Annotated in this window: 15 protein-coding genes; 4 read left to right on the forward strand and 11 right to left on the reverse strand. The window is 67.1% G+C overall.

From position 1 onward, the window contains the following. Positions 1 to 10: 10 nt before the first annotated feature. The 3 genes from G8760_RS23615 to G8760_RS23625 are packed head-to-tail and all read right to left on the reverse strand — an operon-like array spanning position 11 to position 2,387. Positions 11 to 481: a hypothetical protein gene (locus tag G8760_RS23615; RefSeq protein WP_166355298.1), complete on the reverse strand. Its 471-nt coding sequence runs from the start codon at positions 479 to 481 to the stop codon at positions 11 to 13. A 17-nt stretch (positions 482 to 498) separates the two neighbouring features. Continuing rightward, positions 499 to 1,386: a serine hydrolase gene (locus G8760_RS23620; protein WP_166355299.1), complete on the reverse strand. Its 888-nt coding sequence runs from the start codon at positions 1,384 to 1,386 to the stop codon at positions 499 to 501. Further along, the gene (locus tag G8760_RS23625) at positions 1,383 to 2,387 is read right to left on the reverse strand and encodes a LysR family transcriptional regulator (protein ID WP_166355300.1); all 1,005 of its coding nucleotides are present in this window, start codon (positions 2,385 to 2,387) and stop codon (positions 1,383 to 1,385) included. Before G8760_RS23625 ends, G8760_RS23620 begins: the two co-directional genes overlap by 4 nt. A 283-nt stretch (positions 2,388 to 2,670) precedes the next feature. On the opposite strand from G8760_RS23625, the gene G8760_RS23630 reads away from it, so the two are divergent. After that, on the forward strand, positions 2,671 to 4,734 hold the full coding sequence (locus G8760_RS23630; RefSeq protein ID WP_207782655.1) for a penicillin-binding transpeptidase domain-containing protein: 2,064 nt from the start codon (positions 2,671 to 2,673) through the stop codon (positions 4,732 to 4,734). Positions 4,735 to 5,293: 559 nt separating this feature from the next. On the opposite strand, the gene G8760_RS23635 is transcribed toward G8760_RS23630, so the two are convergent. From G8760_RS23635 to G8760_RS23645, 3 genes are all read right to left on the reverse strand, one after another. Continuing rightward, the gene (locus tag G8760_RS23635; protein WP_166355302.1) at positions 5,294 to 6,505 is read right to left on the reverse strand and encodes a pyrophosphate--fructose-6-phosphate 1-phosphotransferase; all 1,212 of its coding nucleotides are present in this window, start codon (positions 6,503 to 6,505) and stop codon (positions 5,294 to 5,296) included. A 204-nt stretch (positions 6,506 to 6,709) separates the two neighbouring features. Continuing rightward, positions 6,710 to 8,044, reverse strand: a complete 1,335-nt coding sequence (locus tag G8760_RS23640; protein ID WP_166355303.1) for a GGDEF domain-containing protein — start codon at positions 8,042 to 8,044, stop codon at positions 6,710 to 6,712. A 506-nt stretch (positions 8,045 to 8,550) separates the two neighbouring features. Continuing rightward, positions 8,551 to 9,792: an MFS transporter gene (locus tag G8760_RS23645; protein ID WP_166355304.1), complete on the reverse strand. Its 1,242-nt coding sequence runs from the start codon at positions 9,790 to 9,792 to the stop codon at positions 8,551 to 8,553. Between the two features lie 463 nt (positions 9,793 to 10,255). Here G8760_RS23645 and G8760_RS23650 point away from each other — a divergent pair, with 463 nt between their 5' ends. After that, positions 10,256 to 11,614: a class II 3-deoxy-7-phosphoheptulonate synthase gene (locus tag G8760_RS23650; RefSeq protein ID WP_246222668.1), complete on the forward strand. Its 1,359-nt coding sequence runs from the start codon at positions 10,256 to 10,258 to the stop codon at positions 11,612 to 11,614. A gap of 30 nt (positions 11,615 to 11,644) precedes the next feature. Here G8760_RS23650 and trpS read toward each other — a convergent pair whose 3' ends face one another. Then, positions 11,645 to 12,706 (reverse strand): tryptophan--tRNA ligase, encoded by a 1,062-nt coding sequence (gene trpS / locus G8760_RS23655; RefSeq protein ID WP_166355306.1) that lies wholly within the window; start codon positions 12,704 to 12,706, stop codon positions 11,645 to 11,647. A 204-nt stretch (positions 12,707 to 12,910) separates the two neighbouring features. Beyond that, a complete protein-coding gene (locus G8760_RS23660) occupies positions 12,911 to 13,546 on the reverse strand; it encodes a DUF2461 domain-containing protein (protein WP_166355307.1) in 636 nt (211 codons plus the stop codon). Between the two features lie 104 nt (positions 13,547 to 13,650). On the opposite strand from G8760_RS23660, the gene G8760_RS23665 reads away from it, so the two are divergent. After that, the gene (locus G8760_RS23665; protein ID WP_166355308.1) at positions 13,651 to 14,691 is read left to right on the forward strand and encodes a threonine aldolase family protein; all 1,041 of its coding nucleotides are present in this window, start codon (positions 13,651 to 13,653) and stop codon (positions 14,689 to 14,691) included. Positions 14,692 to 14,937: 246 nt separating this feature from the next. Then, entirely contained in the window at positions 14,938 to 15,834 is an 897-nt protein-coding gene (locus tag G8760_RS23670) for a sulfite exporter TauE/SafE family protein (RefSeq protein WP_166355309.1), read from the forward strand. A 33-nt stretch (positions 15,835 to 15,867) separates the two neighbouring features. On the opposite strand, the gene aroF is transcribed toward G8760_RS23670, so the two are convergent. The 3 genes from aroF to G8760_RS23685 form a co-directional block, all read right to left on the reverse strand. Further along, positions 15,868 to 16,926 (reverse strand): 3-deoxy-7-phosphoheptulonate synthase, encoded by a 1,059-nt coding sequence (aroF, locus tag G8760_RS23675; RefSeq protein WP_166355310.1) that lies wholly within the window; start codon positions 16,924 to 16,926, stop codon positions 15,868 to 15,870. Between the two features lie 220 nt (positions 16,927 to 17,146). Continuing rightward, positions 17,147 to 18,010 (reverse strand): deoxyribonuclease IV, encoded by an 864-nt coding sequence (locus tag G8760_RS23680; protein ID WP_166355311.1) that lies wholly within the window; start codon positions 18,008 to 18,010, stop codon positions 17,147 to 17,149. A 23-nt stretch (positions 18,011 to 18,033) separates the two neighbouring features. Next, positions 18,034 to 20,220, reverse strand: coding sequence for a Stk1 family PASTA domain-containing Ser/Thr kinase (locus G8760_RS23685; protein ID WP_166355312.1), 2,187 nt, complete (start codon positions 20,218 to 20,220; stop codon positions 18,034 to 18,036). Positions 20,221 to 20,228 lie beyond the last annotated feature (8 nt).

The following is a 20,228-nucleotide window of genomic DNA, read 5'->3' on the forward strand; positions in this document are numbered from 1 at the left end:
CGCGTGACCTCTAAACCCGGATCACACAGAGAGACAAGAGAAGGACGAAACCGTGCCTACGACGTGGCGGTGGGCGGGGAATGCCCTGACGAATAAGCGTCCCGGGCCTTGGTATCGACCACATCCGTACCCGGGCCACCAACAGCCACAGCCCGACGGCCAGTACCGCAGCCGTCAGTACCGCCAAACACAGGTGCAAGAGGTGATGCGAGGCGTCGTGGTCGGCACCGGAATGGCTGGCGCCCGCGGCGTCCGAACCCTCGATGTCCACCTGATGTGTCGGCGCGGAATGTTGGCCGGCGGCGTGCCCGGCGTGGGCGAGGGAGTGGTTCGCCGCCGCCACCGTACTGGTGGACGCCTCCGCGCTATCGGACGACGCCGGGCCGCCAAGGTGATGCATGGCGACGATGCCCAGCATGAGCAGGCCAAGGACGAATACGCGCACCATCGTGTGGCGCATCCGGTTGGCCCTGCTCCGCACGTCACCGACAATACCCGTCACCGCAGCGACGCCACCGCCAGCCTCGCCGCCTGGGCGATAGCGTCGTCAGCGGCCGGCAAGATCAGTCGAGCCCGAGCGGACATGGTGAGCACGGCCACGGCATAAGACTCGCCGTTCGGGTATTCGACGACGCCCACCTCGTGCCTGAGGGCGACGAACGTGCCCGTCTTCCCGGACACCACGACGTCGTCGAACGGGAACGCCGCGGCCAGCCGCTGGGTCCAGACCTGTTGCGACATCACCGACCGGATGAACGCACACTGCTGAGCGGAGGCGGCGCGGTCCGTCCAGATGGCGCTGAGCAGCCGGGTCATCTCCCGGCAGGTGCTGACGTTGTTGCGCGGGTCGGCGGCGTCGAACGCCGCTAGTTCGGCGAGCGAGGTGACGGCTTGCAGCTGGGTGATGGCCTCGTTGACCGACGTACACCCGAACTCCTCGACCAGGGTCGCGTAGAGGTCGCGAGTTCCGCCGGGCACCCGGGTGGACGTGAGCCCGAGGTCCCGGAGGGTGGCGGCGACTCGATCCACCCCCACGACGTCGAGGATGGCGTCGGCCGCGGCGTTGTCACTGACCGTCATCATCGACCGCACGGCGTCCCGCCAGGACATGGTCACCGGATCGGCCATGGCCGCGACGCCCGTCGCACCCGGTGTGCGAATACCAGGGACAAGCTCCACGGCGTCGGTTGCGGAGAGCTCGCCGGAGTCGACCATCCGGGCATAAGCCAGGGCGAGGGGCAGTTTGAACACCGATGCCAGCACGACAGGTTCGTCCGCGCGCACGCCGATCTCACGATGCCGGTCATGCAGAGCTACGGCGTGGACGTGACCGAAGACGCCGGCGTCGTCGAAGCAGCGCAGGATTCTCTGCTCGGTGTCGGTCATTCCTGCCATCCGCGTGGTGTGCCGGGCGGCTGGTATAGGGGAGGCGGCGGTAGCTCAGACGCTGCCGGGAGGCGGTGAGCCGTCGCATCGTGGCCGGCGGCCGCCACGTCGAGGCCGGTCAACGCGGCGACGATCACCGGTGGGAGACGATCGGTGGGCTGCGGCAGATCTGTCGCCCAGGCCAGGCGTAGCCCGAGCGTCAATGGCTCGTCGTCGATCGTGACGATGGAGACTCCGCTGGAGTGGCTGGTGGTTCGGCGCGGATCGTCGGTGGTGAAGCCCACGTGTGTGCCGGAGGCGACCAGGCCGTAGCTCAGCCGATCGTCGGGCACGTGCTGGATGGACTCCGGCAGAAATCCGTGCCGTTCGCAGACGGCGACGATCTCGTCGAACGCGGCCGGAGCCTGCACACGCGGCGGGAGCACCAGGTGATAGCCGGCGAGATCGCGTAGTTTGACGCGCCCGGAGGCGGCACCAGGGTGTCCACTCGGCACCAGGCCGTACAGGGTGACTCGCACGTGAGGTCCGAGCGTGACGTCCCGGGCGACCACGGGTTCGCGCAGGACGCCGAGTTCGGCCCGCCCGGCGAGAAGATCCTGGACCTGGTCCGCGGACGATTGCTCGGTGATGTCGATCTCGGCATCGGGCACGGCTCGGTGACACGCCGCGACGAGGGTTGCGTAGTGGCTGGTGCCTAGCCCGGGAGCGACCCGGACCGCGATGCGGGGACGGGACGGCGTCTCCTGGCGGCGAGCCAGCAGACGCAACTGTTCCACCTCGTCGAGCACCCGGTGTGCGGCCGGCAGCAGCTTGAGGCCCGCCGTCGTCAGACTGACACCCTGGCTGTCTCGGTCGCAGAGCCGGACCCCCAGATGCGCTTCCAGGCGCTTCAGCCCCTGTGAAAGCGGTGGCTGCCGGATGCCGAGCCGTTGCGCGGCGCGCCCGAAATGTCGCTCATGGGCCACGGCGGCGAAATACTGAAGATGCCTGATGAGGTCCACAAGCTGCAACGATATCTGAACCCGTCATCTTTAGGGTCGATATTCGTATTGGACATGCTGCCGGGGGGCGTGTTGTCGTCGTGGCCATGATGCGCCAAGGGGAACCGACCGAGGGGAGGACGTCCTCGGTCGGTACGAAGCACGCGGTACCGTCGGCATGGGGCGAGGCGACCGACGTCGCACTCGCCGCGGTGGGCGCTGGCCCGACACGGATCGGCCGTTCACCGGCCGCCGCACCCGGCCCAGCAACAGAACACCAGCAACCAGAGAGGAACAGCGGGTCGTGAACTCGGATCGCAAAGCCGCGTCGAGGGGGGCGCGAGGAACCCGCGGTCGAGTAGCCGCGGGCATCGTGAGCGCGGGGCTCCTACTGGTGTCGTGTAGTGGTGACGACACCCCCGAGCCAGACCCTGCCGCCGAAGCGCTGGCGGAAGCGCTGGCGTCCGGCGAGTTCGGGGCCGTTGCCCTCGCCGACGCGTCGGCCGAGGACGTCGAAGCCCAGATCGAGCAGATCGTCGACGGCATGGGCGACACGGCGAGATCAGTTGAGTTGCGTGCCTTGACGCCGGACGACGAGAACGGCGACGGCTGGGTCGCCACCTACTCCATCACCTGGCAGCTGGCAGGTGGCCCGGGCGGTGGTGGCACGGGTGCCGACGACGACGCGGGTGCCGACGACGATGGCGACGACGCGGGTGCCGACGACGACGGTGCCGATGATGGTGCTGACGGGGACGGTAGCGACACCGGCGAATGGTCGTACACAACGACGACTCGATGGACACTGGTCGGCGATGGCGACGAACAGAGTTGGCAGACCGACTGGTCGCCGGCGCTCCTGCATCCCGATTTGAGCGCTGGTGACCGTTTGCGGCTGCGGAGGCAGACTCCCGGTCGTGGCGACATCCTCGGTGCCGGCGGCGCCGTGCTGGTCACCGAACGTGATGTCTACCGGATCGGGATCGACAAGACCACGTTTGACGAGGGCGCCACGGGCGCCGACATGGCCGCGTCCGCCGAAGCGCTCGCCGATGTCGTCGATGTCGACCCCACCGGGCTCAGCGAGCGAGTGGCAGCCGCAGGCGATCGAGCGTTCGTTGATGCCGTCACGCTCCGGCGGCCCGACGCCGAGCCACTGCTGTCCGACATCGCCGCCATCGACGGTGCCGTCGCGTTGCAGGACACCATGCACCTAGCACCCACCCGGGAGTTCGCGCGACCCGTTCTCGGCGCTGCGGGAGAGGCCACCGCCGAGATCATCGAGGAGTCGGACGGCAGAGTCCGGACCGGTGACATCGTGGGCCTGTCTGGGTTGCAGCGTCACTACGACGAACAGTTGCGCGGCACCCCGGGATTCAAGGTTGAGCTCGTGCCGGAGGACGGGGACCCGTCGACGATTCATGAGCGCCCGGCCGTCGACGGTGCGGATCTCACGACCACCCTCAGCATGGAACTGCAGGCCCACGCAGAGGCCGTGCTGGCCGACGTAGCGCCGGCGAGCGCTATCGTCGCTGTTCAGCCGTCGACTGGTCACGTGCTCGCGGCCGCGAGTGGACCCGGCGGCGAAGGTTACTCCACAGCGACGCTCGGGCAATACGCACCCGGTTCGACCTTCAAGGTGGCCACCGCGCTGGCATTGCTGCGGTCCGGGCTGACGCCGGACACCTCCGTCGAGTGTCCACCGACCACGAACATCGACGGCCGGGAGTTCGGGAACTACAGTGCCTACCCGGCTAGTGCTCTAGGCACCATCACGTTGGAGACCGCCGTCGCGGAGTCGTGTAATACCGCGTTCATCGACCTCAACGCCGAAGTACCACAGTCGGCCCTGGCTGAGGCGGCAGCATCGCTGGGACTTGGACTGGGCAACGAGGCCGAGGTGGGGGTGCCGGTGTTTCTCGGTACGGTGCCCGACGAAGCTGATGGAACGATGCATGCGGCCTCGATGATCGGACAGGGGCAGCTGCTCACTTCTCCGCTGGGGATGGCGACGGTGGCAGCGTCGGTGGAAGCAGGGCACGCGGTGGTTCCGCGCCTGGTGGACCGTGGTGACGCGGTCGAGGCCGATCCGCCGACCCCGTTGACCGATGACGAAGCCGAGCAGCTGCGGCAGATGATGTCCGCCGCCGTGGAGCGCGGGAGCGCATCGTTCTTGCAGAGTGTTCCGGGCGAGCCGGTCGGCGCTAAGACCGGCACGGCGGAATACGGGACCGAGGTGCCTCCGGACACCCACGCGTGGATGATCGCTACGCAGGGAGACTTCGCGGTCGCCGTGTTCGTCGAGGATGGCGAGTCTGGGTCGCAGACCGCTGGCCCGCTCCTCAGCGAGTTCCTCAACACCCCCTAGTTGTGCACCTGATCTCCGTTTGTGCACCTGATCTCCGTTTCTGCACCTGATCGTTACCGCGGTGGCGATCAGGTGCACAAGTGGTGATGGTGGGCCGGATGAGCGTCAGATCCCGGTGCGCCTTCGCGCACTTCGCTACCGCCAGATGGCGTTAAAGCCCGAATTCGGCCCTTAACCCCATCTGGCGGTAGCGAAGTCCGGGACAGGGCGGCACGGTCCTCACGGCAAAGGGAAGCACGTCGCCGTCCGGGCGGCCACAAGGAGGCTTACTGCGGCATCCGCCCCAGGCACAAGGACGCTTACTGTCGCCAGAGCGACCACAAGGAGGCTTACTGCACACAGCACCGTGCCGTGAGGAAGCTTGTTGCGGTTAGCCGAGGATGGGGGCGCTCTGACGATCAGATGCACGCCTCGCTACCGCACACGTTTGCCATGCATCTGATCATCGACGCGTCCGTACTCTGAAACGCGATCAGATGCACCACACCGCGCCGCACACCGCCGTTCGCGCACCTGATCGTCCCCACGGAAACGATCAGGTGCGGTCAAACGTGGTGCGTCAGGTGGGCTGGTTGATGGCGCTGAGTAGGTCGGCGAACCATGGTGTCGCCGGGTCGAACGCCTTGCCGCCCTTGACCCGCTCGAATTCGATCGCGCGCAGCTTGCCGCCATGCTCCTCGTCATGTCCGATCAGGCCATCCTCTTGACGCAATGCGCATTCAACGGCGTAATCGGTGCAGCTCTTGATCAACCGAAGGTCGTCGGTGTTTGCTGCGGCGGAGCGGCTGAAGTAGCCGCTCTTTTGCACGTTGACCTTCTCTGCGCCCAGCCGCTCGGCGAACTGTTTGGCGAACCATTGGCCGGGGTTGACGTCGTCCAGCCTGACGTGGCCGAACGGGTCGCGGGGGACCTCGGCGCCGGCGTTTTCCAGCTCGGCGACGACCTCGTCCAGGCCGGCACCTTCGGACAGGAAGATGTTGACGCAGCCGACCTGGTCCATGATGGTGCGCAGCCGACCGGCCTCGGCGGCGATGTCGAGTTCGAGTTCGGGCACGTAAACCGCGTGAACGTCCCAACGGCGCGGGTCGAGGCCGATCTCGGGCGCCCATTCCTGGGTGGCGAGCCAGCGTCGGTAGGCCCGGGCGGTGGCGGCGGTGAGCCAGCCGCAGTTCCTACCCATAACCTCGTGGATGACGAGCATGCGCGGGTTGGAGGAGTGTTCGGCGATGACGTTGCGGGCGAACAGGGCGCCCTGTTCCGCGGCGGTCCACGCGCCGAGGCTCTGCCGAACGGGGATGATGTCGTTGTCGACCGTCTTGGGCAGCCCGACGACAGTCAACCGGTAGTTGTTGGACTTCAGGTACGCGGCGAGTTCGGCGGCCATGGTGTTCGTGTCGTCACCGCCGATGGTGTGTAGGACGTCGACGCCGTCCTTGGTCAGTTGTTCGGCGGCGACGTGGAGGGGGTCTTGGCCCTCGGCGACGAGGCCCCGTTTGACCGCGTCGGCCACGTTGGTCAACTTGACCCGGCTGTTGCCGATGGGGCTTCCACCAAACCGGTGCAGCCGGTGGGCGGTGGCGCGGATTTCCGGGGTGACGGTGACGGAGTTTCCGGTGAGCAGCCCGGCGTAGCCGTCGAGGTAGCCGATGATTTCTACGTCGGGGGCGATCTCCGTATAACGTTCGATCAGCCCACCGACGGCTGAGGACAGGCACGGTGCTAGCCCACCGGCGGTGAGCATTGCAACCTTACGAATCGGCTGTTCAGGCATGGTATCGACCTTTCCGCACACTCAAGACTGTGGCAGCGCATCACCCCGTCGTGCTGCGGTCCGATGTAACCCTATCTAAGGATCGAGCGGCTGCATCGTTGGCCATCGCCTTGCCGGCCCGTTGCCACCCATCGCCTCGCCAGCCAGTGCTTTGCCGGGCCCGGTGTTGCGGGGCCGCCGCGTTGCGGCACGGGTGGCTGCCACCTACGTGTCTGCGTCGGCTCGGCGAGGCGGCGGATTATCCGCGACCGACCGTGAATTGTCCGTTGGGACGATGCTGCGCAAGCAGACGGTATTTCGTCCTAGGTTCTTGGCGTCGTAGAGGGCCGAGTCGGCGGCCAGGATGAGTTCGTCCAGCGTCGTCGTGTCGTCGGGCTTGTACAGGACCCCTCCGACCGATGCGCTAAGGCTCACCGGTGTGTGCCCTCCGTCGCCCGTTTTAGCTTCTAATGCGATGGATTGAATTCGCAGGCGGATGCGTTCCGCGACCCGGTGCACGTTCTCCTCGGTGTCGATGTCGGGGAGTACGACGGTGAACTCTTCGCCGCCCCACCTACCGCAGGCATCCAGCTCGCGGACCTCGCTGCGGAGTTCGTCGGCCACCGCGCGTAGTACGTCGTCGCCGAACGGATGGCCGTAGGTGTCGTTGATGGATTTGAAGTGATCCAAGTCGATCACGAGAAGGCCGAGGGGGTTCTGATGATGGCGGGCGCGTGCCACCATTTCTTCGGCGAACTCATGCCATCGTCCAGCAGTGGCCAAGCCCGTCTTGGAATCGATGCGGGCCGCGTGTTCGTACTGGCTGACCAGCAGGCCGCGGTGGAGTGCGATCATGACGACGATGACGGTCGGCAAGACCAGCGGGCTGGCGACAATAGCTACGGCTACCAGCATCCCGAGTGCCGCGGCACCGGCCTCCAAGATCTGCTCGTTGAAGTCGCTGAGGAGGTCGCTCACCCGAGCTGTGGGATTGAACAGGGCCAGCGCTGCCCAGATCAAACCAAAGTTGACGGCCCAGTTCAGGCCAGCCGCGACGACGATCAAGGCAACATCCATGATCCCGCCAGGAAGACCTGGATACGTCTGCACGCCGGTGGCGAGGACCAGAATGGCTGCCTGCGCACCCAGTAGTGTCGCGGCTGTGGAGTAGATCTGCCGGTAGGGGACCGCTTTCCTGTTCTTCACTCGAGTCCACATGAGGAACCGTGTGAAGATGACGATGGCGGCCGCCAGGGCGGGAGGCAGCACGATGACCGCAGCAATGATCCAAACCGAGGTCGAGTCGACGTACGCCACTAGCGGTCGGTGCGCAAACGAGCGACGGTTCTCGACGCGCCGGGTGACCTCGATGGCAGCCCATGCGCATCCGGCCAGCAGGCTGAATCGGCCGAGGTCACTCGAGTTGATATCCACCATGCCGGCGGTCTGGGCAGTGACGACCAACGCGACGGCGTTCACGGTGAGGATCAGGGCGAGGACGGGCTTGGGGACACGCCAGAGAGCCCAGCCCCGAATCCATCGCCATGGTCGTCGAATCACACGTGTGCCTAACTCCTCTGGGTGGACTCCCACGCACTCCTAGCCCGCCTCGACACATCGTAGCCCAACAATCTTCCGCGAATATGGACAATAAGAACGGTTGCCGTCAGGCGATGATCCGTTCGCGACACCCGATGAACGGGGGGTTTCATGCATGCGAGGGCCGAGTCCCACGTGTTCTTCGACAGGTCGGGTCGTCATCACGATCTGTGTCGCCCCGTCTCGGGTCCTGGTGTTGTGGGAGGAGGTGTGCGATGCGTGCGAACAGTTGGGACTGATGGTGGTTGGTCGGTTGGTTTGCGGTGTTGTGGGAGGAGGTGTGCGATGCGTGCGAACAGTTGGGACTGATGGTGGTTGGTCGGTTGGTTTGTGGCGTTGTGGGAGGAGGTGCGCGATGCGTGCGAACAGTTGGGACTGAGTGGTGTATCCGAGCAGGCTGCTCTGGGTGAACAGGACGGGCATGGCGGGCGCCTGATAAGAACCGACCGGCGCCGACGGTAGGTGGACTAACCGGAGGTCTTTGTCCCTGGCGGGTAGTCGGGGTGGGACGAGGACGCCCGGACCCACCGCAGCGCCGCGATCGTCGTTACGACGGTTCCGAGCACAGCCGCGCCGGCGATGATGAGTGCCGGTGTCAACAGCTGAGCCAGGAGCCCGGCGGCGACGATGCCGATTCCTTGCGCGGCCCGCAGGGCGGCGATGGCCACACCGATCGCCTGACCGCGCCTATGCGCCGGGACGATCCGAACGTAGGTCGCCTGGGTGACGATGTCATGAGCGGAGAACACTCCGCTCAACGTCCACAACAGCACGGTCACGGCCAGTCCGGGAACCCAGCCGGTGGGTAGCAAGATCAGGCTGCTGGCCACGGCCATCGGGCCGAGGAGGGTGATGCGCCGGTCCGGCGGCATGATTCGGAGTAGCGCCATGCCCAGGACCGTGCCGACGGGGTTGGCGGCTAACAGCCAACCGACGGCGGCGGTGCCTTCGCCGAGTTGATCGGCGAAGGGGACGGCCAGGCCTTCCGGCACCGCGTAGAAACCTGCACAGCAGGCGATGGCCAGCAGTGTTCGCAGCCGGGCGCTATGAACAACGACACTCCAGCCTGCTTTGATCGTGTCCCACTGCCCGGCAGTCGGCTCGCCGTCTGTTGGTGGTAAGGGACGGTAGTGGCTGATGCCGTGGCGAATGATGATCGCCGACGCGAGAAAGGTGGTTGCGTTGAGGAGCAGAGCGGTCGGCACACCCAACTGAGCGACGAGTGCGGCCCCAGCACCGAAACCGATCGCGACGCCAGCCTGCGACGTGATCGAGATGGATCCTAGGCCCACTGTCAGCCGGTCGCCGGTCAAAATGTCGGCCAGGATCGCGTGTCGTGACGTCGCGAACGGAGCCGCGACGAGCTGCACCAGGAAGAGCAGGCCGGCTTGGACGGCCAGCGGTGCGCCGGGAACCGCCATGAGCGCAACAAGCGCGGCACGGCAGATGTCGGTTATGACCATCACGGTGCGACGCGGGAATCTGTCGGCGAGTCCGGCGAGGGCGGCGCCGCCGATGAAGTCCGGCAGGAATGTCAGGGCGTATGTCAGCGCCGTCAGCCCGGCCGATTGGGTCCGTTCATAGACGAGGATGGTGATCGCGACCCGCGCCAGCTGGCTGCCTATCACCGACAGCGCGTGAGCCGACCACAGACGACGGAACTCGGGGATCGCGAAGACGTCGCGATACGACGCTGGTAATTCAGACATGCTGGTATGAGTGTCGTTGGTCGACTACGTGAGATCAACTCATCCCGGGCACATCTTCGCTAAATCCGGTTGCACCGAGCCTGCTGCCCAACGTGACCGGGAGTGTCTACCGCTCGACGTGACCGGGCGGCCGCAAAGCCCGCATGCTAGTGATCGTCGCCGGGTATGCGTCGCTGCTGTGCGCCTGTGCATGGTGCGTCGAGCGCTGCCATAAATAAGACAAAACGTCCACCGTGGCAGGCGTTCAACGCACCACGCTCCGTGTCGAGGAACCACGGAAATGGGAGCGGGGCAGCGAGATGGGAGCGAAGCGGAGCGCCACGGAGGCGGGAGCGGAGCACCACGGAGGCGGGAGCGGAGCACCACGGAGGTGGGAGCGGAGCGGCGGAGTCTCCAGGCGACCGGCCGTCCGGAACGTGGGATGTCTCGCCTGGACAGTGTCAAAGCGCCTACCCTTGGCCGGGTGACCTCGCATCCCGATTCTGAACTATTCGCGGAGCTGGGCTCCGCCTTGCACCGCCGGCCTGCCGCGCAACAGCCGGACTGGCCGGATCAGGCCGCTGTCCAGCACGCGGTGGCTGAGCTTCGTACTATGCCGCCGCTGGTGTTCGCCGGAGAATGTGACCTCCTGCGCGAGCGGCTGGCTGCGGTGTCGCGGGGTGAGGCTTTCTTGCTCCAGGGTGGCGACTGCGCGGAGACGTTCGGCGGGGTCTCGGCGGACAACGTCCGCAACAAACTCAAGACGTTGTTACAGATGGCGGTTGTGCTCACCTATGCCGCGACGATGCCCGTCGTGAAGGTGGGCCGGCTGGCCGGGCAGTACGCGAAGCCACGATCGAAGCCGACCGAGACCCGCGATGGCGTCACGTTGCCCGCGTTCCGCGGGGACATCGTCAACGGTTTCGAGTTCACCGAGGCCGCGCGTACGCCGGATCCGGCCAGAATGGTCCGCGCTTATCACGCCTCGGCGGCGACACTTAACCTGACCAGGGCGTTCATTGGCGGTGGGTTCGCCGATCTGCACCAGGTGCACGCGTGGAACACCGACTTCGTGCGTTCGTCGCCGGCCGGGCAGCGTTATGAGCGGCTCGCCGGCCGGATCGACCAAGCCTTGCGGTTCATGCGGGCGATCGACGTCGATTCGGAGAATGTGCACACCGTCGAGCTGTACTCCAGCCATGAGGCTTTGCTGCTTGACTACGAGACGGCGCTCACCCGGGTAGATTCGCGGACCGGCCTGCCGTACGACGTCTCCGGACACCTCGTCTGGATCGGTGAGCGAACCCGTCAGCTCGACGGTGCCCATGTGGAGTTCGCCGCGCGTATCCGCAACCCGATCGGCGTCAAGGTCGGGCCGTCTACCACACCCGACGACCTCATGGAGCTGGCCGAGAAGCTGGATCCGGAGCGCCTGCCGGGTCGGTTGACGTTCGTCAGCCGGATGGGCGCCACCGCGATCCGGGACAGCTTGCCGCAGCTCATCGAGAAGGCGACGACGAGTGGCCTGGTGGCGTCGTGGGTGTGTGACCCCATGCATGGCAACACCTACGAGGCACCCAGCGGGCACAAGACGCGCCGCTTCGACGACGTGATGGACGAGGTCCGCGGTTTCTTCGAGGTGCACCGCGCGCTTGGTACCCACCCAGGTGGTTTGCATGTGGAGCTGACCGGCGACGACGTCACCGAGTGTGTCGGCGGAGGTGACCCGATCGCCGAGGACGCACTGCACAACCGGTACGAGACCGTCTGCGACCCCCGGTTGAACCGGACCCAGTCGTTGGAGCTGGCGTTCCTCGTCGCCGAGTTGCTCGAGTCCAACTGATCTTCGGTTCACGCCGCGCCGGCCAGCTGGTCAGTAGTGCATACCGAGGGCGCGTTGGACATCGTCCAGGGTGTTCGTGGCGATGTCGTTGGCCCGTTCCGCGCCGGAACGGAGGACGTCGCGGACTACACCGCGGTCGGTGGCGAGTTCGGCGCGGCGGGCGCGGAGTGGCCGCAGGTGGTCGTTGACCGCGTCGGTGACCACGGCCTTCAGATGGGCAGCGCCGCGAGCGCCGATCTGGTCGGCCAGCTCGGCCGGCTCGACGTCAGCGCAGAGAGCGCCGATGAGCAGCAGATTGGCGACCTCGGGCCGGCGTTGGGGCTCGTAGGTGATGTGCCGTTCGCTGTCGGTGACGGTGCGCCGGATGAGCTGCGCGGTGTGGTCTTCGCTTGCGCGCAGGGAGATGCCGTTGCCGCGGCTCTTGCTCATCTTGCGCCCGTCGACCCCGAGAAGTGCCGGGGTGGCCGACAGTAGTCCTTGTGGTGGCCGGAACAGCTGCTGCCCGTCGCCGAAGCGTTCGTTGAACCGGCGTGCGACGAGCCGCGCCTGCTCGATATGGGGCAGCTGGTCAGCTCCCACCGGCACCAGGTTTCCGTGGCAGAACAGGATGTCGGCGGCCTGGTGGACCGGGTAGGTCAGCAGCAGACCGCTGATGGACGTGAGACCGGCTGCGGCGGCTTCTTCTTTGACCGTGGGGTTGCGCTGCATCTCGGCCACGCTGGTGAGGGCGAGGAACGGCAGCATCAGCTGGTTGAGCGCGGGAACACTGCTGTGCGCGAAGATCGTGGTGCGACTCGGGTCTAGGCCCGCGGCCAGGTAGTCGAGCACGATGCCGTGGACGGTGCGGTTGATGCCGGCGGGGAGGTCTCGGTCGGTGATCACCTGGTAGTCGGCGATGACCACGAACGTATCGACGCCCATCGCCTGCAGCCTGACCCGATTGTGCAGGGTGCCGAAGTAGTGGCCGAGGTGCAGTTCGCCGGTGGGGCGGTCGCCGGTGAGGACCCGGAACCGGTCGGGATGCGCTCTGACGTCGGCTTCGTCGGCGAGTAGTGGCGTGTGGTCCAGTGAGGGTGTCGCGGCTATGGTCATTGGTGTCCTCCGTTGGTCGGAGGCCGCCGTGGGCGGGACCCGCCGCAGCGCTTAGCTCTGCCGCATCTGGCCGCCATCACGGCGGCCACGAGGTGTGTGCTCGGGTGGGCCGCCGGCTAGGGCAGCCACCACCAGGAGTTGAGCACGAGGTTGGTCACGGGGTCGATTATGCCACCTCCTGGCCGGGCAGACGTCGTGAAGGTGTCAGGCTGGCTCGCCGACGTGATCGACGAGCCAGGTGTGCAGTGGCCGGGTGGTGCGCAGGAAGTCGACGACACGACGTTTGGCGGCAGCGGTGCCCAACCAGGCCGCGACCGGCCACTGTCTCCAGGCCACCACCCCCTTGAAACGCAGCAGTTCTACCCGGGGGTGGTCTTTGGCATAGCCGCGGGGGGCGGTTTTGAGGTGGTCGTGGCCAGTGATGTCGACCCCCTGCCCGGTGAGTTCATCGACGAGGGTGACCAGTTGCGCGCCCGAGGTGTCGTCGTCGACCGCGTGCCGGTATCTGGCCAGCTGCTCGGCGTCCATCACGTACATGCCGCTGCCGGCGGCCAATCCGTCGGCGGACAACTGGACGTAGCCACCGCCGCTTAGGGTGGCGCCGATGGCCGTCTTGTACGGAGATTTGTCTGCGCTGAACCGTACGTCGCGATACGGGCGGAAGATCTTGCCGGCACCGAACTCAGACTCCAGCTCAGCTAGCAGGAGGGTCATCGGCTCGCGCACCGAGTGCTCATACATGGCCTTGTGGGCCGTCCAGTAGCCGCGGGAGTTGTCGGCCTCGAGGCCCTCATAGAACTCCAATGCCTCGGCCGGCCAGCCGCTGAAGCCCACGGTCATCACCTTTTCCGTTCCTGGTCGATCTCCGCTGGCAGTCTGCCAGATACCGGGGACAGGGTTCCTCGGGTGCCGCGACCACATCCGTGGCCTTTACAGTGACGGATATGACCTCTGGCGCCATCGACCTACGCAGCGACACCGTGACCCGCCCAACACCGGGCATGCTGGCGGCGATGTCGGCTGCCGAGACCGGTGATGACGTCTACGGTGAGGACCCCAGCGCCATCGCCTTGGAGGAGCGGGTCGCGGCCATGCTCGGCCACGAAGCCGGCCTGTTCACGGTGACCGGCTCGATGGCCAACATCTTGGGGGTGGGCCTCTGGGTCTCCCCAGGCCAGGAACTCCTTTGTGAGGCCCGTGCCCATGTCGTGCGCGCAGAGCAAGGGGCTCACGCCGCGCTGCACGGTGTCACTACTCGGACGTGGTGGCATCCGCGCGGTCTCGTCGACGTCGCGGCCATCCAGCACATGATGGCGCCCGACGCCGGACCGTACTTGGTGTCGACGGCCGCGATCGCGGTCGAGAACACCCACAACTTCGCCGGCGGCACGGTCCAGCCGCGGGATGAGCTGGCGGCGTTGCACGCCGCGGTCGCCGGGACCGGGGTTCGATTACACCTCGACGGTGCCCGTCTGTGGAATGCCCAGGTGGCCACTGGTGTGCCGATCCGGGACCTGGCGGCGGCGTTCGACTCGGTGTCAGTGTGCCTCTCGAAAGGGTTGGGAGCGCCGGTCGGGTCGGTCCTTGTTGGTCCCGCGGACGCGATCGCCGAGGCCAGGCTGCGCCGTAAACGACTCGGCGGCGGCTGGCGGCAGGCCGGTGTGTTGGCCGGAGCCGGTCTGTATGCCGTGGAACACCACGTGGATCGGCTGGCCGACGACCACACGAACGCCAGGCTTATCGCCGAGATCATCGCCGACGCAGCGCCCGGTGTCGTCGATCCGGCGCAGGTGGAGACCAATATCGTCATGCTGGCGGTACCGGGCCGGGCGGCCCAGCTGGTCGAGCAGGCCCGGACGGCTGGGGTCTTGTCCGGCGCCATGGACCCCAACACCGTGCGGCTCACCACCCACCTCGATGTCAGCGCGGCCGACGCGCGAAAGGCCGGCGAGACGCTGGCCGATCTGCTCGGGTCACTGCACTAGTGGCAGGTGTGGCAACAGACCTCCGACGTTGACGTGTCGTGATCAGCGCTGACGCCAGCTAGCTTGGCCGAGGCCTGACCGGCCTACCTGCCCCCGGCGGTGCGATGCAAGGGGACCATCTTCGCCGTATCGGGATACGAGACGAATACGCCCGGATATTGACCTCTGTTGGATCCCCCCCGCACTATTAATCATAGTTAGTCAGTAGGATTAGTGGGTAGTCCGGGCTGGAGGAGGGCGCACGGCATGCACATCCTGGTCATGCTCGGCCTGGTGGGCTTCGGGGCTCAGATGGTCGACGGCAGCCTCGGTATGGGCTTCGGTGCCACCTCCACCACGATGCTGCTGGCGATCGGCACTGCGCCGGCCCTGGCGTCGGCGACCGTCCACCTAACTCAGATCGGGACCACGCTTGCGTCCGGACTGTCGCACTGGCGGTTCGGCAACGTCGACTGGGCCGTGGTGCGCCGGATAGCCATCCCCGGTGGCCTTGGTGCGTTTGCCGGGGCCACCTTTCTCTCCAGTCTCTCCACCTCCTCAGCGACGCCGCTCATGGCTGGAGTGTTGCTCGCGCTGGGTCTGTACATCCTCATCCGTTTCACCATCGCCGGCCCGCCAGTGGGTCATCTCGGCAAACCGCTGCGCAGCCGGTTCCTCGCCCCGTTGGGCCTGGTGGCGGGGTTCGTGAACGCCACCGCCGGTGGCGGATGGGGGCCTATCAGTACCTCGACGCTGCTGGCCAGTGGCCGCCTGGAACCCCGCAAGGTGGTTGGCTCCGTCGGCACCAGCGAGTTCATGGTGGCGGTCTGCGCCAGTCTCGGCTTTCTGCTCGGCCTGGGTCTCCATGGCGTGAAGTTCAGCTGGGTCGCGATGATGCTCGTGGGTGGTGTCGTCGCGGCACCGATCGCGGCCTGGCTGGTCCGGCACATCCCGCCGCGGGTTCTGGGGTCGGCCGTGGGGGGACTGATCGTCCTGCTGAACGTGCGTACGCTCGGTTCCGAGCACGCCTTCGACCTGTCCGGTCCGGTGCGGTGGGTGGTGTACCTGGTTGTCCTGGGGGCCTGGGTTGCCGCGGTGGTCCACGTCGTGCGCCTGCATCGCCGCAAGACCACATCTGAGCTGGTGGAGGTGGGCGCGCGATGAGCCGGGCGACGACGTCGTGGTTTGGCTGAGCCCTCAGAATGGTGCGGGGGTGGCGACCTCGGCGGAGCGGCGGCCGACAACCGGCGTCAGCCGACGGATCGCCGAGGCGAGTTCGCGGATATCGGGTCCGCCGAGTGCTTGTGGGCCGTCGCACAACGCGGCGTCGGGATCTGGGTGCACGTCGATGAGGATTCCGTCGGCGCCGGCGGCCAGGGCCGCCCGCGATAGCGGCAACACCAGGTCCCGACGGCCACTCGCATGAGCTGGATCGACGATGATCGGCAGGTGCGACAGGCTCTGCACCACCGGCACGGCGGAGATGTCCAGGGTGGCGGGTGTGGTCGGCTCGAAGGTCCGGATACCCCGCTCGCACAGCACGATGTTCAGGTTGCCACGTTGTGCGACGTACTCGGCCGCCATCAGCCACTCTTCGATGGTGGCCTGGATGCCCCGCTTGAGGAGGACCGGTTTGCCCAGGCCGCCTACGGCGTCGAGCAGCGCGTAGTTCTGCATGTTGCGGGCACCTACCTGCAGCATGTCCGCGTAACGGGCCACGAGTTCGACGTCGCTGGCTTCGGTAACCTCGGTAACCACCGGTAGCCCGGTTGCCTGCCCGGCCTCAGCGAGAATGTGCAGCCCGGCGCGGCCCAGGCCGCGGAAAGCCTGGGGCGGCGACGGCTGCCGGAACGCACCACCGCGCAGCAGTGTGGCGCCGGCCGCGCGGGCCATCTCCGCGGCTTCGAGGGTCTGGTCCAGGGACTCGACCGCACACGGGCCGGCGAGCAGGGTGAATACGCCGGGGCCGACGGGCACACCCGGGCGGGTGTCGGTCTCGCCGACGTACACGGTGCTGCGCTCGGGGTTGTGGCCGAGGCCCACCAGTTTGTAGGGCGTCGAGACCCGGATCACGTCGGCTACCCCTGCCATCCGGCGAAGATTGAGTGCGCGGAACCGGTCGACGTCGCCGACCAGCCCGATGATTGTGCGGTGGACACCGCGGCTGACGAAGGCCTCTCCACCGGTTCGGCGTACACGGGAGACGACGGCCTCGATCTGCGTGTCGGTTGCGCCTGATGCCATCAGGACGACCATGAGTCGGACTCCTTCCGCCATCTGCGACGGTAAGCCAGGGCGACGTTGATTCAGACCTCAAGTCCGGCCTGTAAGACGATTGGTCACAGTCTGGTCACTATTGGTGTCAAGTAGCGTCAAACGTGTCCATTCCGCCGCTTGAGCAGCGCCTTTCCGTGACCCCTCCCTCCCGGTGATCATTGGCTTTTGACTACCGAATTCGGTAGTCAAAAGCCAATGATCACCGGGAGGGAGGGGAGGTGAGGAGGGAGCCGAGTAGGGCGATGTCGGCGGCGTAGGCCGCTGGCCCGCCAGGTGTCTCCAGCACCACAGGCAGGCCTGCCACCGCCGGGTGGTGCAGGAGTTCGCGGAACGGCTCGACGCCGATCTGGCCGGCACCGATCCGTTCATGGCGGTCCCGGAACGAACCACACCCGTCCTGGGAGTCGTTGGCGTGTACGGCCGCTAGCCGTCCCGCGCCCGCCACCGCCACCAGCCGGTCCAGCGTCGCGGTCATCCCTCCGGGCTGGGCGAGGTCGTGGCCGGCGGCGAAGGCATGGCAGGTGTCGAAGCAGAGCTTGGCCCGAGGGTGGTGATCGATCGCCTCCAGATACGTCTCGACGTCGTCGACGGTCGCGCACAATGACCGGCCCTGACCGGCGGTGGGTTCAAGCATCAGGGCAGGTCCGTCGTCGTCGAGCCCATCCAAGATGGGCAGCAGCGCCTCCCGCACCTGCTTCATCGCGGTGTCGTAGCCGCCTTCGGCCACGCACGATCCGGTGTGCACCACCACCCCGCAGCCGCCCACGGCCCTCGCCCGTACGAGGGCGTGCTCGATGCTGGCCCGCGACCGCTCGAACGTCGCCGCCGTGGGACTGCCCAGGTTGATCAGGTAGGGCGCGTGCACCAGGACCGTCATCGACCGCTGCTCGGCCGCCGTCCGGAAGGCGGCCTCGACCAACGGATCGCCGGGTGTGGTCGCCCATCCCCGCGGGTTGCCGAGGAAGACTTGAACGCTGCGGGCACCCATGTCGGCGGCCCGGCCAGGGACGGCCGCCGGCTTCCCAGCGGCTGGCAGGTGGGTGCCGAGCAGGGGCGCAGGCATGGAGTTCGCAGAGCTGTAGACCATCAGAACCCGAAGATGTAGAGCGTCACCGTCGAGCCTTCCGGCACGGTAGCACCCGGGTCGGGGGACTGGGCCCGCACGACCTGGCGGCGTAGTCGGCCGTCGCCGAACGACGGTTCCACCCGCACCTCCAGGCCGGCCTCGTCGAGGATCCGCTCGGCGTCGCGGACCCGCTCACCGATGACACTGGGCACTTGGACCTCGACCACCTCCGGCCCCTGTGAGACGACGAGCGCCACGGTGTCACCCGCGTGGCCGGTCCCGCTGGAAGGGTCCTGGGAGATGACGACACCGGGGGCGACGTCGTCGGAGAACTCCTCCGTGACGTCGAGCTCGAACCCGGCCGAACCGAGTGCTTCGCGCGCGTCGGCGATCGGGCTGCCGGTGAAGTCGTCGATGTCGATCGGCTCCGGGCCCAGGCTGATCTCCGCGGTGACCTCGGTGTCGGGGCGGACTTCGTCGCCGGCCTCCAGGTCTTGGGAGATGACGCGGCCTTCTTCGACGTCGGGGTGGTGGCGCTCGGTGAACCGCGGCACCAGGTTGCGGTCGCCGAGGGCGGATTCGACTTGCTCGCGGGTCATGCCGTCGAGGTTCGGAACCTCGTAGCGCTCCGGGCCCTGCGAGACGGTCAGCCTGATGGTGCCGCCCTTGAGGATCTGTTCGCCGGGGCCGGGGTCGGTGCTCAGGACCAGGCCGGCCTCGACCTGTTCGGAGAACCCTTCTCCGTCGACGGAGGCTTTGAGTCCAGCCTCCTCGGCTTGGACGATCGCGGCGTCCGGGTCGAGGTTCAGCAACGGCGGTGTGGACGTCCAGCGGCCGGCACCGAACCACCAGGCGGCGATGGTGACCGCCGTGGCGAGGAGCAGGACCAGCAGGAACAGGATCGGGCCGCGCCAGCTGCGGCGGCGCTTCGTTCTGGTCCGGCGGCCGGAACCGCCGGATCGGCCGGTGTCGTCGGCTCCGCTCCCCGTGGTGGGAATCGCCTCGCCGGGTTCGATGTTGATGACCCGGGTCTGCTGGGGTCCATGGGTCGGTGGTGGCGGTGGGGGTTGGGTGCCGGGCGGTGTGGCCAGCGGAGACAGTGGCTGGGATGACGGGTTCTCGTGGTAGAACGCGTTGGCGAGGTCGATGGGATTGCTGTCGACGGTGTGGTCCGGGTTAGCCGGAATCGGCGCCCCGGACTCCCGGTAGAAGGCGTCGGCGACGGCGAATGCGTCGGACTCGGAGGTGTCGTCGGCGGCTGAATCTTGCCAGTTGGTGTTGCCCGCAGGTGCGGGCGTGGGAGCTACCACCGGCATCACCCTGGATGCGTGGCGTGCACCCCCGGTCGAGGAGTCGCCGCTGGCGATCGCGGCGCGGGCGAGCCGGACGGCGGCGAGGAAGTCGCCGGCGTCGGCATAACGGACCTCCGGCTGGCGTGCCGTGGAGATGCGAACGAGCTCGTCGACGACGGCCGGCACCGGGGCGGACTCCGATGGGGTGGGGACGTCCTCGTCGATGTGGGCACGCATGACGACGAAGTCGGTAGGCCCAGAATGTGGTGGCCGGCCGGTCAGCAGCTCGTACAGCATCACGCCGGCGGCGTACACATCCGAGCGCGGCGTGGCTCGCTCACCGAGCGCCTGCTCCGGCGAGATATAGCTGACGGTGCCCAGTAGGAGCCCGCGGGCGGTGGTGTTGCCCTGGCTACGAGTCGCCCTCGCCAAGCCGAAATCGGCCACTTTGATCCGGCCGTCGTCACTGATGAGGACGTTTTCCGGCTTGACGTCGCGGTGCACGATCTCGGCCTGGTGGGCGGCGCGTAGCGCGGACAGAACCGACTCGTAGATCTCGAGGGCGAGGTCGGGGTCGATCCGGCCGTGTTCGCGTAAGACGTCGCGGAGGGTGCGACCCTGGATGAACTCCATGGCCAGGAAGACCGCGCCCTCGTCTTCACCCTGGTCGAAGACGCTCACGATGTGGGGGTCGGACAAGCGGGCCGCGGATCGTGCCTCGCTGATGAACCGGGTGACGAACTCGTCGTCGGCGGCGAGTTCCGCGTGCATGACCTTCAGTGCCACCATGCGGTCGAGGCGAGTGTCGGTGCCGCGGTACACGGTGGCCATTCCGCCACGGGCAAGCAGCGACTCCACGCGGTACCGTCGGTCTAATAGACGGCCCACCGGTGCGTCGGAGACGGAGAGGTCCACGACAAGGC

This window comes from Phytoactinopolyspora limicola (assembly GCF_011320225.1).
GTDB lineage: Bacteria > Actinomycetota > Actinomycetes > Jiangellales > Jiangellaceae > Phytoactinopolyspora > Phytoactinopolyspora limicola.

Coding starts and splice junctions, on each gene's coding strand:
- G8760_RS23645 (WP_166355304.1), bottom strand. CDS start 9,792: ATGTCTGAATTACCAGCGTCGTATCGCGACGTCTTCGCGATCCCCGAG.
- G8760_RS23670 (WP_166355309.1), top strand. CDS start 14,938: ATGCACATCCTGGTCATGCTCGGCCTGGTGGGCTTCGGGGCTCAGATG.
- aroF (WP_166355310.1), bottom strand. CDS start 16,926: ATGGTCGTCCTGATGGCATCAGGCGCAACCGACACGCAGATCGAGGCC.
- G8760_RS23635 (WP_166355302.1), bottom strand. CDS start 6,505: ATGCCTGAACAGCCGATTCGTAAGGTTGCAATGCTCACCGCCGGTGGG.
- G8760_RS23660 (WP_166355307.1), bottom strand. CDS start 13,546: ATGACCGTGGGCTTCAGCGGCTGGCCGGCCGAGGCATTGGAGTTCTAT.
- trpS (WP_166355306.1), bottom strand. CDS start 12,706: ATGACCATAGCCGCGACACCCTCACTGGACCACACGCCACTACTCGCC.
- G8760_RS23620 (WP_166355299.1), bottom strand. CDS start 1,386: ATGACCGACACCGAGCAGAGAATCCTGCGCTGCTTCGACGACGCCGGC.
- G8760_RS23665 (WP_166355308.1), top strand. CDS start 13,651: ATGACCTCTGGCGCCATCGACCTACGCAGCGACACCGTGACCCGCCCA.
- G8760_RS23680 (WP_166355311.1), bottom strand. CDS start 18,010: ATGCCTGCGCCCCTGCTCGGCACCCACCTGCCAGCCGCTGGGAAGCCG.